Annotated in this window: 16 protein-coding genes; all 16 read right to left on the bottom strand. The window is 46.3% G+C overall.

Annotation, left to right across the window (positions count from 1 at the left end; translation table 11 throughout):
• Positions 1-19 precede the first annotated feature (19 nt).
• Positions 20-157, bottom strand: coding sequence for a YqzL family protein (locus BAZ21_RS27975; protein ID WP_084011664.1), 138 nt, complete (start codon positions 155-157; stop codon positions 20-22).
• A gap of 37 nt (positions 158-194) precedes the next feature.
• Complete coding sequence (locus tag BAZ21_RS28555) at positions 195-596, bottom strand: hypothetical protein (RefSeq protein WP_141694981.1); 402 nt, start codon at positions 594-596, stop codon at positions 195-197.
• An 84-nt stretch (positions 597-680) separates the two neighbouring features.
• On the bottom strand, positions 681-1,583 hold the full coding sequence (era, locus tag BAZ21_RS14805; RefSeq protein ID WP_068502059.1) for a GTPase Era: 903 nt from the start codon (positions 1,581-1,583) through the stop codon (positions 681-683).
• Between the two features lie 49 nt (positions 1,584-1,632).
• On the bottom strand, positions 1,633-2,010 hold the full coding sequence (locus tag BAZ21_RS14800) for a diacylglycerol kinase family protein (RefSeq protein ID WP_068502056.1): 378 nt from the start codon (positions 2,008-2,010) through the stop codon (positions 1,633-1,635).
• A complete protein-coding gene (ybeY, locus tag BAZ21_RS14795) occupies positions 2,010-2,507 on the bottom strand; it encodes an rRNA maturation RNase YbeY (RefSeq protein WP_068502054.1) in 498 nt (165 codons plus the stop codon). Before ybeY ends, BAZ21_RS14800 begins: the two co-directional genes overlap by 1 nt.
• A 55-nt stretch (positions 2,508-2,562) precedes the next feature.
• Entirely contained in the window at positions 2,563-4,809 is a 2,247-nt protein-coding gene (locus BAZ21_RS14790) for an HD family phosphohydrolase (protein ID WP_068502051.1), read from the bottom strand.
• 93 nt (positions 4,810-4,902) lie between these two features.
• Complete coding sequence (locus BAZ21_RS14785; protein WP_068502048.1) at positions 4,903-5,874, bottom strand: PhoH family protein; 972 nt, start codon at positions 5,872-5,874, stop codon at positions 4,903-4,905.
• Positions 5,875-5,880: 6 nt separating this feature from the next.
• Positions 5,881-7,074 carry a sporulation protein YqfD gene (yqfD, locus tag BAZ21_RS14780; protein ID WP_068502045.1) on the bottom strand — a complete coding sequence of 398 codons (1,194 nt, stop codon included), beginning with the start codon at positions 7,072-7,074 and terminating at the stop codon, positions 5,881-5,883.
• Positions 7,071-7,364: a sporulation protein YqfC gene (gene yqfC, locus BAZ21_RS14775; RefSeq protein ID WP_010345357.1), complete on the bottom strand. Its 294-nt coding sequence runs from the start codon at positions 7,362-7,364 to the stop codon at positions 7,071-7,073. The genes yqfD and yqfC overlap by 4 nt, the downstream gene beginning before the upstream one ends.
• 318 nt (positions 7,365-7,682) lie before the next feature.
• The gene (locus BAZ21_RS14770; RefSeq protein ID WP_068502044.1) at positions 7,683-9,092 is read right to left on the bottom strand and encodes an amino acid permease; all 1,410 of its coding nucleotides are present in this window, start codon (positions 9,090-9,092) and stop codon (positions 7,683-7,685) included.
• 428 nt (positions 9,093-9,520) lie between these two features.
• Positions 9,521-10,111 carry a hypothetical protein gene (locus tag BAZ21_RS14765; RefSeq protein WP_068502040.1) on the bottom strand — a complete coding sequence of 197 codons (591 nt, stop codon included), beginning with the start codon at positions 10,109-10,111 and terminating at the stop codon, positions 9,521-9,523.
• Positions 10,112-10,156: 45 nt separating this feature from the next.
• Complete coding sequence (gene floA, locus BAZ21_RS14760; protein ID WP_305119334.1) at positions 10,157-11,158, bottom strand: flotillin-like protein FloA; 1,002 nt, start codon at positions 11,156-11,158, stop codon at positions 10,157-10,159.
• Positions 11,159-11,202: 44 nt separating this feature from the next.
• Positions 11,203-12,570 (bottom strand): NfeD family protein, encoded by a 1,368-nt coding sequence (locus BAZ21_RS14755; RefSeq protein WP_068502035.1) that lies wholly within the window; start codon positions 12,568-12,570, stop codon positions 11,203-11,205.
• 283 nt (positions 12,571-12,853) lie between these two features.
• Positions 12,854-13,297: a GatB/YqeY domain-containing protein gene (locus BAZ21_RS14750; protein ID WP_007431248.1), complete on the bottom strand. Its 444-nt coding sequence runs from the start codon at positions 13,295-13,297 to the stop codon at positions 12,854-12,856.
• A gap of 16 nt (positions 13,298-13,313) precedes the next feature.
• Positions 13,314-13,487 (bottom strand): 30S ribosomal protein S21, encoded by a 174-nt coding sequence (gene rpsU / locus BAZ21_RS14745; RefSeq protein ID WP_005547957.1) that lies wholly within the window; start codon positions 13,485-13,487, stop codon positions 13,314-13,316.
• 169 nt (positions 13,488-13,656) lie between these two features.
• The gene (locus tag BAZ21_RS14740) at positions 13,657-14,016 is read right to left on the bottom strand and encodes a histidine triad nucleotide-binding protein (RefSeq protein ID WP_068502032.1); all 360 of its coding nucleotides are present in this window, start codon (positions 14,014-14,016) and stop codon (positions 13,657-13,659) included.
• Between the last annotated feature and the right edge of the window lie 50 nt (positions 14,017-14,066).

The raw sequence follows: 14,066 nt of genomic DNA, 5'->3' as shown, positions 1-14,066 counted from the left end.
AAGAAGCCAGTGGCTCGCGCTATTCACAGGCTTCTTCATGCTCATCCGACTCCTCTTCATCCGTGTCTTGCTCCCTAATCACGGCGCTCTCCCTGTATAACAGATACGCACCGACATCTCCAGTCATCGCAAAATACTTCCACGAAAAATCTCGCAATCGTATTCATCCTTTCTTCGGAAATGACGTCTGCATCTCAAAAGATAGGATGATGCGAAGAGAAGGGAAGTATGCGATGAAATAAATGGATTGTGTTAAAAAAGGCTGCTGTATACGGGTTAGGACGCCGCTCCGCGAATGATTTGATCTTACGATTGCTGTTGCCCCCGAATTTATTTGAATGTACAAACAAAGGGTTAAATTCGGGGGCAAAGGCAACCGCTGGCGCTTCTTCAGATTCAAATCCTTCGCTCCGCTGCAACGTGCACGCAGTTACATAACCCTTTTGAAAAACGCTCCTTATTTCATCGCTGGAGGAAAAGATTAGAAAGAGCAAAGAGTTAAGCGCCGCACATGCGGCGGCGCTTGGAATGATCAAAAGACATGTTACTTCACGTCTTTTGTCGAGGATCGGGACGGCTTTTTTTATGATGCTCATAGCAACTATACATATTTATTTAATATCAATTTTAGCCTCAATAAACCCTTGAACTAAAGTGAGCGTAGAGTCGAGCTATGCTTTTTAGGCATCGCGGTGGAAGCCGAGGTCACGAAGGACGCGTTCCTGGTTGCGCCAGTCTTTTTTGACCTTAACCCACAGCTCCAGGAAAATTTTCGAACCCAGCAAATTTTGAATGTCCTGACGTGCCTGTTTCCCTACCTCTTTGAGCATAGCTCCCTGTTTGCCGATGATAATCCCCTTCTGGGAATCACGTTCCACAAAAATGACAGCCATAATATGCACGACACCGTTGTCCTGCACTTTCATGTCTTCAATCATGACTGCAATAGAATGTGGTACTTCCTCGCGCGTCATATGCAAAATCTTTTCCCGTACCAGCTCGGCAATGACAAACTGCTCCGGGTGGTCGGTAATTTGGTCATCCGGGTAATACTGTGGACCTTCTGGCAAGTATTTTTGCAACTGCTCCAACAGACGGTCTACATTGTTGCCCATTTTGGCCGAGATCGGCACGATTTCCGCGAAGTCATACAGCTTACGATATTGCTCAATCAGGGGCAACAACGCTTCCGGCTCAATCCGGTCAATTTTATTCAAAACCAAAATAACTGGCGTTTTCACTTGTTTTAGCTGTTCCGCAATAAAACGGTCGCCTCCACCCAAACCTTCAGCGGCATCAATAAGAAAAAGTACCGCCTCCACCTCACCCAACGCATTAAAGGCAGTTTGATTCATGTAATCGCCTAATTTAGACTGGCGCTTGTGAATCCCCGGTGTATCCAAAAATACAATTTGCGTGTCCTCTGTCGTGTATACCCCGTGAATTTTGTTACGTGTGGTCTGCGGCTTGTCTGACATAATAGCGATCTTTTGACCAATAACATGGTTCATCAGTGTTGATTTTCCTACATTGGGTCTGCCAACAATCGCGACAAAACCTGACTTAAAGTGTTTCTTAACCATTTCGTTTCCTCCAGCGCTATTAAGCGCCTATTTTTTTGTTTTGTTATTTTCATTGCATGAGCTGACGAATTAACGTCAACAAAGGACTGTAAAACACAAATATGCCAATAATTACAGCAAAAACCGCTGCCAGGAGCACGGCTCCGGCGGCGGTGTCTTTAGCCGCTTTGGCCAGCGGGTGAATATCAGGTGAGATGAGATCCACCGCTGCTTCGACAGCGGTGTTAATCAGCTCGGCTACAATAACCAGGGCCATTGCTACACAGACAAACAACCAGTCGAGCCGGGAGATACGCAGGCATAGGCCAGCTATAATGACAAGAAGCGCCACGACCGCATGTATCCGCATATTAACTTGCGTACGCAGAGCGTAGAACACCCCTTCTGCTGCATAGCGAAAGGTCATTCTCCAAGGCTGACGTCTCATTACCGTGTCAACCCCACTTGAGACAGCACAGCTTCCTGCTTACCCATCATTTCGGTTTCACTCGCCTCATCCTGATGATCATAGCCTAACAGATGCAAAAAACCGTGAACAAACAAAAAGCCGATTTCACGCTCAATGGAATGTCCATATTCTTCGCTTTGAGCTTGCGCTGTCTGCACAGAGATAATAATATCCCCCAGCACATCGGGTACATCCTCCAATGAATTTTCTTCAATCGGCTCGTAGATGATTTCAAGCTCTTCATCCAGTGTTTCCTTCATCGCAAACGACAACACATCGGTGGGGCGATCGATTCCCCGATAATCCCTATTCAGTTCATGAATTTGCTCATCATTTACGAAGGTGAGAGCCACCTCACCGTCCGTTACTCCTTCCACCTTGCCTGCCTCTTCTAATAAGGTGTTCAGCAGCGAGATCAAGGATTCGCTAATTACCATATCATTTTGTTCATTATTCCATGCTAATTGAAGGCCCATGCCAACCGCTCCTTTTAATTCTTAATGCTACAGCCGTGCTTCATGACTAATGATGTTAAGCTTTCTCGTTCTCGGGCTTGGGTCTTTCTTCGGGATACTCAATACGGGAATGGAAGATCCCCATTACCGTTTCTTTGAGAGTTTGAGCTATGATATCAAGCTCCCGCATGGTCAACTCACAGTCATTAAACTGGTGATCATCAAGTCGGCTTTTAATAATTTTTTCAATCATGGACTCTACCTGTTCCACCGTTGGCTTCCGTAAGGAACGAACTGCGGCTTCCACGCTATCCGCAATCCCTACCACAGCAGACTCTTTAGACTGAGCCTTCGGTCCCGGATAACGAAAATCATCTTCAGTGAAGTCAGGCTCAATACCCTTCTCTTCCGCTTCACGCAATGCCTTGTGATAAAAATAGTGCAAGAACGTCGTTCCGTGGTGCTGCTCGGCAATATCACGAATCGGCTTGGGTAGCTTGTAATCCAATTGCATTTCCACACCGTCACGGGCATGGGCAATAATAATGGATTTGCTCAGCTTCGGTTCTATTGTATCATGTGGATTCTCCAACCCATTTTGATTTTCAATGAAGTACGATGGTCTCTTCGTTTTACCAATGTCATGATAATACGAACCGACCCGGCACAACAAGCCATTGGCTCCTATAGCTTCCGCTGCAGCCTCGGACAGATTCCCTACCATTACGCTATGGTGATACGTCCCCGGTGTCTCTGTAAGCAGTTTGCGCAGCAACGGATGGTTGGGGTTGGACAGCTCCACAAGCTTTAACGCCGACAAGATGCCAAAGGTGGACTCAAAAAATGGCATTAACCCGATAACAAGTATCGCCGTAATCAGACCACCTGCAAAAGCAAAGGCTACCCCATAGAGGGTCGTTGTTTGAGTCCAGTTGCCTTGGTCAATCAATGCTAGAGAAAAAACAGTCAAGGCACCAAACAAGCATACCATAATCGCTCCCTTGAACAATGTAGATCGCTGGCTGGCCCGATGAGTTGAGAAAATGGCTGCCAGACAGACCACAAGGGCAAAAAATCCAAAATTAAAGTCAAAAATTTGTCCTTGACGGACATTCAATATAACACTTGCCAATATACTAAATATAACGGCACAAACGAAAGCCACCGACATATCAAGCAACAGCGTTACGAGCATAGCTCCAAGCGCGATAGGTGCCAGATAGCCGAGATAGGAACGTTCACTGTTCTGTAGTATGGCTACTAGCAGCATTGCCCCTACCGTAATCACAAAGATCAATACCAGCATAAGCAATTGCGCATTATTATACTTGAAGTTTCGTGTTCGTGATTGGAATTGGCGAATGTACATGAACAGTCCCAGAGCCAGCATTGTAGACAGCATCAACAGGCCAAATTGTGGCCAATAGTTGATTTTATCCTTAAGCAGTTCGTTTTCATCAAGCAAAGTGTAGATTTCCTGGGTAATAATTTCACCCTTCTTGACGAGCACCTCACCCTGTTTAATATAGACCGTTGGCGTATCTTCACGAGCCTGTACCTTGGCATCCTTCGTAGCTGTATCATCATAAAATTTATTGGCTGTAATCACAAGCCTTGCAAGTTCCTGAACAACCTCCCGCGAGGTACGCTTGGTGAGCGAGCTTGTACTAACCCGTTCAGCCACCTTGGCACGGGCTGTCTGGGCATCCGTAATTTGATCATTCATCAAACCCGTCACAATCTCACGGGCTACGGGGCGCATCTCGGCAATATCCTCAGAGGTCAATCGCGGAATTTTAATGAACGTTTCCTCTGGAATGCGGTACGTTTGCTCCTTCGTTTTTTGCAGCACTTCATCCAGCAGCTTATCCGGGTATGCGTCCGCATTCCGGCTGTTGTTCACAAAATTTTGCACAAAATCCCGTGCCCGCTGAGGAATTTCATCCTTATAAATCGCAATCTTGTCCGCTCTGGACACCTGATCATCCTGATTGAGTCGTTCAATACGATCCAAAATACCAGTAATCAGATTATCGTTGCGAATCGGTACAATCGTATACATAGGCTGCACACGTTCAGCTGATTCCTCTTGTGCCTTCAAAGTCGCCTTGCTGTTAGGAAGCTGCATCGGGGCGACAATTTCTTTTTCACTCGGCTGGTTTATCCGGATATCATAACGCTCGGGAAGCAGCTTGGACGCAAAACCCACATAAAAAAGAATCACCAAAAATAAAAACAGAAGATAGCGTGTCGCCACGCTATACTTCCATCCATTCATTCTATGTTGGAACGTTTTTCCGTTAGATAATTCCTTCGAGGTCATCTAAAACAATCCCTCTCCATCATCTTTTTCAAGGCAGCTACGCTGCTCATTTCATTCTGCGAAGTGAACCAGACCGCATTCGTAACATGGCGGCTATCCTTGATTTTCAGCAACTCGGTCATAAGCAACGATTATTTTCTGAACGAGGGAATGACGGACAACGTCCTCTTCCGCAAAGTGGACAAAGCCGATTTCCTCAATCCCTTGTAAAATCGCGTGGGCTTCAATCAGGCCGGATTTTTTGCCACGAGGCAAATCAATCTGGGTAACATCGCCGGTAATGACCATTTTCGAGCCGAAGCCAAGCCGTGTCAAAAACATTTTCATCTGCTCCGGTGTGGTGTTTTGTGCTTCATCCAAAATAATAAATGAGTCATCCAGCGTCCGTCCCCGCATATAGGCCAAAGGGGCAATTTCGATCAATCCGCGCTCCAGTGCCTTCGCAGTCTGCTCTGGACCCATTACATCGTATAGCGCATCATACAATGGTCGTAGATAGGGATCAACCTTTTCTTGTAAATCCCCGGGCAAAAAGCCCAAATTTTCACCAGCTTCCACCGCAGGACGGGTCAGCACAATACGCTTGACCGAACCTTCCTTCAGAGCGGCTACAGCCAGCACCACAGCCAAATACGTTTTTCCCGTACCCGCAGGCCCGATTCCAAATACAATATCGCGTTTCTTGATCGTCGTTACATAGTGCTTTTGTCCAATCGTTTTGACCCGAATCGGCTTGCCACGGAACGTGGTCGTAATTTCTCCCTTGAACAAATCAAGCAGCTGGTCAGCACGCAAATCTTTTGCCAGCTCAATCGCATAATGGACGTCCCTTTCGGTCAGGATATATCCATTACGAATTAACTGGAGGAGTACATCGAACAATTGTTCGAGCACTTCCACCTCGTGAGCGTTACCAAAAACATTAACTTCTGCCTCACGAGATGCTATTTTCGCGGGAACAGCGGCTTCAATCAATTTTAAAAAGGAATCCTGCGGGCCGAATAACGCCTGTCCTTCTCCCGCATTGTTCAATGCAATTTGTATGCTGCGTTGTTGTTCTGCCAAATAGCCTCATTCTCCTTGGTTATGAACTAACGGAAGTTCTTCCGCAATATCCTGTTCCACTTCAAAAAGCACTTTCATATAAACTTTACCATTCTCTCTCTTCTCATGCAAAATTTTTTGGCTCATTATTTTCGTTCCTTTACCATATTTGGCTAAAATATCGGCACGTGCTCCTTCGATCCCTGTTTTTTGGGCTTCCGCTTCCGTAAGCTTTTCCTCCTGTATCTTGGTCTCTCGTACACTTTCAGTCATCCATCCAACCGGAAGCTTGTAGGAGCGCCACGTTAGCGGGTCATGCTCAACTGTTGTTTTATGGGCAGCATAAGGTATTTCCCCATATCCCCATAACTGCACTGCACGGTTGCCCAGCACCAGATACAAGCGGTCGTGACTGTTTCCCGTGTATGTACTGCTACGCCGCACCATGGGGCTGCTAATTTCGTATTCATGCCATACTAGTCCTTTGATCTCCCCTTTGGCCACGACCTGCTGCTGATTTTCTTCATCTCCAAGCGTTCCTGAAATGAGAATAGCTCCTTTTTTGACACGTGTATTTTTATGCACAACAGGGCGACCCTGCTCGGCGAAAATTTCAGTAACTACCGCGTCTGCTTTACTGATGAGATGACGTGGGCTGTAGAGCGGCTCAGGAGTAGGCTGTGAGGCTTCGACAACCTGAATCGTCACCAATGTTCCCTGCTTCTCCACGCCGATCCAGGATGCCTGCGGAAGCTTTTGCATGAGCGCACGCGAAAGCTTGTCCTGGCTGGAAAGACGAAAGCTCCATTGAAACGGATAGAGCCCCTCCTGTCGGGCAGCTTTGAGAACGGATTCCGTCGAGAGCTTGTCATTTCCCTTCACTTCAATATCCCAAATGAGCGATGACATCAGGAGGAGACCGATCCAGAATAAAGCCAGTCCTGCCAGAAAAAATTTACGTTTGGCAAGTCGGACAGCGACGAAGGGAAGCCCTTGCCGCTTGAGAATATGCATTTTACAGCCTGTCCTTCTCAATAGCGGACGCAGCAGGAAGACGTGCGGCAGCAGAAGGTTCATCTCTGCAAGTTTCGTACCCATCGGCCGCACGTTCCAAACAGGTATATGATGCTCGGTGAGCAAATTGATGAAATCTTCCACGCTTTCGCCCCTAACGGCAAGCGTCACCGTGCCACGCAGCTTTGTTAAAGCAGGATGTTTCATGAGCCTTCCTCCGTTCCTTCCATTTGAATATCCGTGATCTGTCCTTCCACACTTACCTGGTCCGGTAAAATGGACGTAATGACCAGGTTATGCCCTGACACCCGCAGCTTGCCTTGCGCAAGCGCCAGTACAAGCCGATCCGGTGTGAAATCCATAACCCCCCGGTGATTCTCCACATAAAGCTGGCGACTGCCAATGAGGGTTAACCGCGGCAGGTCAAATAAAATGTCCTGCGGAAGCTCCAGCGTTTCGCTGGCCCACTTTCGCAGTTTGCGGCTCATCCGGCTCATACGGCGAAATCTCCTTTCCTGTCATCAAAGCAGCTGTTATCCAACAGCCAGTTGAAGTTTTGATGATAGCTGCGCTTCTATTTACATGAACTGCCGATAGCGCTTATATGAACGTCATCACACCAGCGCCACAGATATCTGTACTATACATTTTATGATCCACTCATCGCATTTATGAGGCGAAACTGACAATTCGCAGCAACCACTATATTGCTTCACAAGAAGACAAACATTTGCAAAAATCCACATCAAAAAAGACAACCCCGTTTTGTATTCGAAAACAAGGTTGTCTTTTTTGATTTTTATCGTATACATGGATCATTTTTCGGAGTCACGATTCAAAAGTGAGTTTTTTCTGGAGTACAAAAAATAAACCGCCAAACCAATGACAAGCCAAATGATAAAACGAATAAAGGTCTGACCATTCAAATTAAGAATGAGTACTGCACACGAAATAATGGCCAGGATCGGAATATACGGGACCCCAGGACATCGAAAGGCTCTTGGCAGATTGGGTTGTGTCTTTCTCATAACGATGACGGCAACCGAAATCAGTATAAATGCTGACAGGGTACCGATATTCACCAAACTTGCCAACTCATCCAGCGGGATTAGCCCGCCCATTAATGCAGATAAAGTACCAAAAAACAACGTGTTAATATACGGCGTTTTATACTTAGGATGAACCTTTGATAATACTTTGGGCATCAAGCCGTCACGTGACATGGCAAACATGATGCGGGTTTGACCATAAAGCATAACCAGCATGACCGTTGTCATCCCCAAGATGGCCCCTATATCCACAATACCCGCAACCCAGTTCTGACCTGCAACCTGCAAGACAAGTGACACCGGATGGGAAATGCCTTCAAAATCCATAAACGGCACAATACCTGTCATAATCCCGCTAACAATGACATATAAAAGCGTGCAAATCACAAGCGAGAAAATGATCCCTCGCGGTAAATCACGAGCCGGGTTTTTAGTTTCTTCTGCAGCAGATGAGACGGCATCGAAACCAATAAAGGCAAAAAATACAAGTGCCGCGGCCCCAAACACTCCACTAAAGCCAAATGGCAAAAACGGTGTCCAATGATCCGGCCTCACATATTTAAAAGCAACGATGATAAATAATAAAATCACAATAATCTTCACAACAACCATGATATTGTTAATTCGTTTGGATTCTCGAATCCCAAAATAAAGCAATAATGTAATGCCCATCAAAATCAGAAATGCTGGAAGATTAAAATAGGTGGGCTGGTCCTTTAAAGCGCCTGGTGCAGCAGTTAATCCAAGAGGAATATGAATGCCGAGTCCATTCAGGAATGACACAAAATACCCTGACCAGCCTGCGGAAACCGCGCTGGCGGCCAACATGTATTCCAAAATTAAATCCCATCCGATAATAAAGGCCAATAGCTCTCCCATCGTGGCATATGTAAAAGTGTAGACAGAACCGGACACTGGAACGGTAGATGCAAACTCGGCATAAGCCAAGGCAGCGAATAAACAGGCAAGCCCCGCAATCACAAAAGAGAGAACCAATCCCGGACCAGCCGTGACCGCTCCTGTACCTGTCAAAACAAAAATCCCTGTTCCGATAATGGCTCCAATCCCAAGCATCGTTAAATCAAACGCGCCCAATTCCCTTTTAAGCGCTTTTTCTCCCCGCGTAGCAGCAACCAGTTGTTCAATGCTTTTTTTTCTGAACAGGCTATTACTCATTCATCCCATCCCCCTAAAAAGTTAAATTTTATACGTCAAACAAACTGTGTTCCTCCACCTCGATAGAACGCATATTTTAGCTAAATTTGGAGTAATTTTTCATAAATATTTATCATTGAGAACATTATATATAAAAAAGAAAAAATGAAAACTGCTTTTGGAAAGCTTCATTTATATTGTTACATTTGATCATTTTTCACGTAATTATTTTCACAAATAAACCACTAAACTAGACAAAATGCCACCTTTTTTGATGACAACGAATGTTAGAATGCTGTGCGTTACATGGGATTATCACATTCATTGTCAGGTAATTGGAACATTTGTCGTTAGCAGCTTTTTTTATTCTGGACATGATTATGTATTCCTGATGTATTAGTAAAAAAAAGATCCGCCACAGCCAAAGCCGTGACGGATCTCACTATCATTTAACGTCTACCTCTACTCATATACTTTTTGGCACGCGGAGGACCTAATATTTCAGCCCAAATCACACCTCTGCGCAGGTCAGCTGCATTGACCGTACTGCGTTCTTGCGATACCGGCTCTAACCCACCTGTGATCTCCCCTGACTCTCTCAGATTGGATATGCGGTCAAGGCGGGCTAAAACCATTCTGCGCTCTTCCTCCATGGCCCGAATCCGCTCTTCCAGAGTCGAACCGTTATCCGAGGATTTCTGCTCCATTTGTCCTTCCATTTCCGTCCGATCGTTCGTTACTTCTTCCATCCGACGAGCTTCCATAACCGCCCGTCGTTCATTAGGAAATTGGCGTTGCAATTCTCCGGTAACATCCTGCCTGTTGGTCTGGCTTTGCTCCTGTCTATCTCCCACGGTGATAGGTCTGGGCGACGTCCGGGGCATGCGCGAGCTCTGATCCCCGCCAAAGGTGGGCATCCCATTTCCCGAAGGGGTTTTCCTCCCAGTACCTTGAATGCTTTTTCCCAGAAAGGATATCAATGCAAAGCCAATCACAATCAGGATATACAAATGATCAAAGATCCAGCTGATAAAGTCCATTACTCACCGCCTTGCTGCCGTCATTCATCGGCTATATCCTATTGCTTAATCCCGGTTTTTGTTGTCATTCCCCGAGTTCTCACTCGGTTTGCCCAAGGAGCCGCGCATTTGCGTATCTGCCTCAATATTTTTCAAATTCATATAGTCCATGACGCCAAGCTTCCCGCCACGCAGTGCTTCAGCCATAGCCAAAGGCACTTCAGATTCAGATTCCACCACACGCGCTCTCATCTCTACGACACGCGCCTTCATTTCCTGCTCCTGTGCCACAGCCATCGCACGCCGCTCTTCTGCTTTCGCTTGGGCAATACGTTTGTCTGCTTCCGCCTGCTCGGTTTGCAAGAAAGCTCCGATATTTTTGCCTACATCGACGTCTGCAATATCAATGGACAGGATTTCGAACGCTGTCCCTGCATCCAAACCTTTGGACAATACAGTTCTTGAAATCGAATCCGGGTTCTCCAGCACGTCCTTATGCGAATTACTGGAGCCGACGGTTGTAACGATCCCCTCACCGACCCGTGCAATAATCGTTTCTTCTCCGGCACCCCCGACAAGTCGATCAATGTTGGCACGTACCGTAACACGTGCTTTAACCTTTACTTCGATACCATCCTTGGCGACTGCCGCAACAGTAGGTGTCTCAATAACACGCGGATTAACGCTCATTTGGACCGCTTGCAGAACATCCCGCCCCGCAAGGTCAATCGCAGCAGCACGTTCAAATTCAAGCGGAATATTCGCCCGCTGTGCAGCAATCAATGCATTGATCACGCGGTCTACATTACCACCCGCGAGAAAATGGCTTTCCAACTGGTTGATATTCAAGCCCAGACCGGCCTTGGTCGCCTTAATCAGCGGATTCACAATTCGGCTTGGCGTGACACGCCGCAAGCGCATGGCCACCAACGTAATGATACCAATCCGTACTCCTGAGGCCAATGCCGAAATCCACAGCATCACCGGGAAAAAACTGAAAAATACGCTCAATACAATAATCGCTAACACGACAAGCAGCAAAATGCTGACGATACCCGATTCGAACACTTGCATCATCCTCCATTAATTGAATTCTTCGTTGATCTGCGTGTTTAGACGCTAGTGTCCTCCTTGACCACAATTCGTCCGCCTTCTACTTTGGATACGATGATCAGCGTATCTGTGGCAATAAACTCGCCATTCGTTACAACATCGACACGCTCATCAGCAATAAGCACCGTTCCGGCTGGACGAAGTGGCGTCAGACTCACACCCCGCTGACCTAATAATATTTCCCGATTCACAACCGAAGAAAAACCTTGGTCAGCCGTTAAGCTTTCTTTAAGTACAAAACGGTTCCATATCCCCCGGTCCTTGAATACAATCGCAATAATCGCCACCACGGCAACGGCAGCTACAAAGGCAATGCCCAAAGATATAAATGCATGCTGCATGTCGTAAGCTGCTCGAACAACGCCAGCGACCAGGCTAACGGAACCCAATATGCCCAATATACCAAAGCTTGGAATGAACATTTCAAGTACCAGCAAAGCCAGGCCAATGATAAACAATAGCCACGTCTCTGAACCTGCAAAACCAGCGATATAATTGCCGAAAAAATACAAACCAAATCCGAGTATGCCCAAAATTCCCGGTACACCAAAGCCGGGTACAAGCAGTTCAATAACTACACCCGCGATACCGACAAATAAAAGCAATGTCTGTACGATCGGGTTGGTTAATATTTCGGCAGCTTTCTCAGCCGATGTTTGCTTCACATAAAATACATCATCATTGCTGTAGCCCATCCACTGGATCACCTCTTGTTCTGAGGAGGCAATGTGATCCGCATAACCCAGCTTAAGCGCTTCCTCGCTGGTTAAAGAAATGATCTGGCCTTTTTCCTTATTAAAGTTCAGTTCCGGGATAGCTACGGTCATTTTGGAGTCTACCATACCCCTCGCAATATCCGGATTGCGTCCGCCAGATTCTGCGGCAGATGCCATGCTGCTCTTCCACCAAGCTATTGTTTTCGGGTCGGTAACAGCCTGCCCCTTGCCGTCTACCAACGCTGCAGCTCCAATAATACTTCCCGGTTTCATAACGATCTTGTTTGCGCTGAGCGCAATATAGCTCCCCGCCGAGGCCGCTTCGCCCCTGATGTAGGCTACGGTCGGAATTGAGCTGTCTTTAATCAGTTTGCCCAGCTTCTCCGCTGTATCTACCCGTCCACCAGGCGTGTTAATATCCAGCAAAATCAGACCTGCTTTGGACTCTGCTGCTTCCGCAAATCCACGTTCCATAAAACGGCCCAGGCCTTGTTCAATTTCCTGATCTACGGGTATAACGAACACGGCTCCGCCTTTGGCTGCGGCCTCCACTGATCCGGAATGAAATAATGGCAGCAGGATAACTGATACCACAATCCATAACGTTAAAAAGATCATTTTTCGACTGGAGTGGTGCTCTTCTCTGTGCATTTCTCTCCCCCCTTTCGATCTTGCTTTATTACAGCATACCAAACTTTGTTAGGTAAACTACACAATTTTCAGGATTTAATGTGAATTTATTGGGGTTGTTGCTATTCCTGACGGCTGTCACATACTTTACGCATCCAACAGTCATCACGTTTCACACAACGAAAGATAACGCTTTCATAAAAGGAGTTTTTCACATTATACGACTCTACGGTAAACATGGTTAGATGCAGAAATAACACCCTCTGTGAACAGAGGGTGTTGTGTTTTCCTGTTTGTCGCAGGTTTATTGCAGAAATTGTTGAACCGCCTGGTTCACGAGCTTACCGTCAGCGCGACCTTTTACCTTAGGCATCAAGGCCGACATTACTTTCCCCATCTCGGCTTTCGAAGAAGCACCGGTTTCCTGGATGGTCTGCTGTACAATAACTTTAATTTCTTCTTCTGAAAGTTGTTCAGGAAGGTACTGAGCGATGATCTCTATTTCTGCTTTCGTGCTTGCCGCAAGTTCATCGCGACTGGCTTTTTCAAATTCATGGAGGGCATCTTTTCGCTGTTTGATCTCACGACTCAGAATATCAAGCACTTCGTTGTCGTCCAAATCCCGTTTCAAATCTATTTCAAGATTTTTAATCGTAGAACGAACCATTCGAATGGTGGAGAGTTTGAACTTGTCCTTACTCTTCATTGCTTGCTTCATATCTTCGTTTAATCGTTCGCTCAAATTCATGGTTGCTCAGCTCCTCCTAGAACTTTCTCTTACGAGCAGCCTCGGACTTTTTCTTGCGCTTTACGCTTGGCTTTTCATAATGCTTGCGTTTCTTCACCTCAGCCAATACGCCATCCTTAGCAATGGAACGTTTAAAGCGACGAAGTGCAGCATCAATTGTCTCGTTTTTGCGAACTTTAGTTTCAGACACCAGTTTTCCCTCCCTCCGACCAGACCGTCCAAGAGCAATAACACGGTTCATCAAATTTTATTATAGGTGAAACGGAAACCGGGTGTCAACCTATAAGAAAAAATGAATACTTAAAGGAATCTTTTTCTCCATTCACTTCAGTATTGCTAAAAGACAAGCTCTGTCATTTTTAAGCATGTGAGTCCGAAATACTTGTCAGGGCCCCTAATTTAGCGCCGCCCAGCAGATGATAATGCAGATGCCCAACCGCTTGCCCACTATCCGGGCCGCAGTTGTTAATCAGCCGATAGCCGGACTCAGCGATTCCCAGCTTTTTTGCCACCTCAATCGCAACACGATGAATTTCCGCGATGAGAGGAAGATCCTCCTCCGTCACAGCATTCATTGAAGGAATGTATTTCTTCGGGATTATGAGCACGTGTACTGGCGCCGCAGGCTGGATGTCATGAAATGCGAGCACATTGTCAGTTTCCAGTACCTTTTTGCTAGGGATGGTTCCATCCACAATTTTCAAAAACAGATCGTCCATTCAAAACTCTCCTTTGGCAATGAGCCGATCATAAGCAATTAAGAACAATT

This window comes from Paenibacillus kribbensis, from assembly GCF_001705305.1.
In the GTDB taxonomy this organism is placed as follows: Bacteria; Bacillota; Bacilli; order Paenibacillales; family Paenibacillaceae; genus Paenibacillus; species Paenibacillus kribbensis_B.
The sequence above is the reverse complement of the archived record's forward strand: the minus strand, read 5'-3'. Positions and strand labels throughout refer to the sequence as shown.

Excerpts from the sequence above, each read along its gene's own strand:
- BAZ21_RS14765 (WP_068502040.1), bottom strand. The coding sequence starts at position 10,111 with ATGGACTTTATCAGCTGGATCTTTGATCATTTGTATATCCTGATTGTG.
- ybeY (WP_068502054.1), bottom strand. The coding sequence starts at position 2,507 with ATGGGCCTTCAATTAGCATGGAATAATGAACAAAATGATATGGTAATT.
- era (WP_068502059.1), bottom strand. The coding sequence starts at position 1,583 with ATGGTTAAGAAACACTTTAAGTCAGGTTTTGTCGCGATTGTTGGCAGA.
- yqfC (WP_010345357.1), bottom strand. The coding sequence starts at position 7,364 with ATGAGCCGGATGAGCCGCAAACTGCGAAAGTGGGCCAGCGAAACGCTG.
- BAZ21_RS14740 (WP_068502032.1), bottom strand. The coding sequence starts at position 14,016 with ATGGACGATCTGTTTTTGAAAATTGTGGATGGAACCATCCCTAGCAAA.
- BAZ21_RS14770 (WP_068502044.1), bottom strand. The coding sequence starts at position 9,092 with ATGAGTAATAGCCTGTTCAGAAAAAAAAGCATTGAACAACTGGTTGCT.
- BAZ21_RS14750 (WP_007431248.1), bottom strand. The coding sequence starts at position 13,297 with ATGAATTTGAGCGAACGATTAAACGAAGATATGAAGCAAGCAATGAAG.
- BAZ21_RS14755 (WP_068502035.1), bottom strand. The coding sequence starts at position 12,570 with ATGCACAGAGAAGAGCACCACTCCAGTCGAAAAATGATCTTTTTAACG.
- BAZ21_RS14800 (WP_068502056.1), bottom strand. The coding sequence starts at position 2,010 with ATGAGACGTCAGCCTTGGAGAATGACCTTTCGCTATGCAGCAGAAGGG.
- BAZ21_RS14790 (WP_068502051.1), bottom strand. The coding sequence starts at position 4,809 with ATGACCTCGAAGGAATTATCTAACGGAAAAACGTTCCAACATAGAATG.
- BAZ21_RS28555 (WP_141694981.1), bottom strand. The coding sequence starts at position 596 with ATGAGCATCATAAAAAAAGCCGTCCCGATCCTCGACAAAAGACGTGAA.
- yqfD (WP_068502045.1), bottom strand. The coding sequence starts at position 7,074 with ATGAAACATCCTGCTTTAACAAAGCTGCGTGGCACGGTGACGCTTGCC.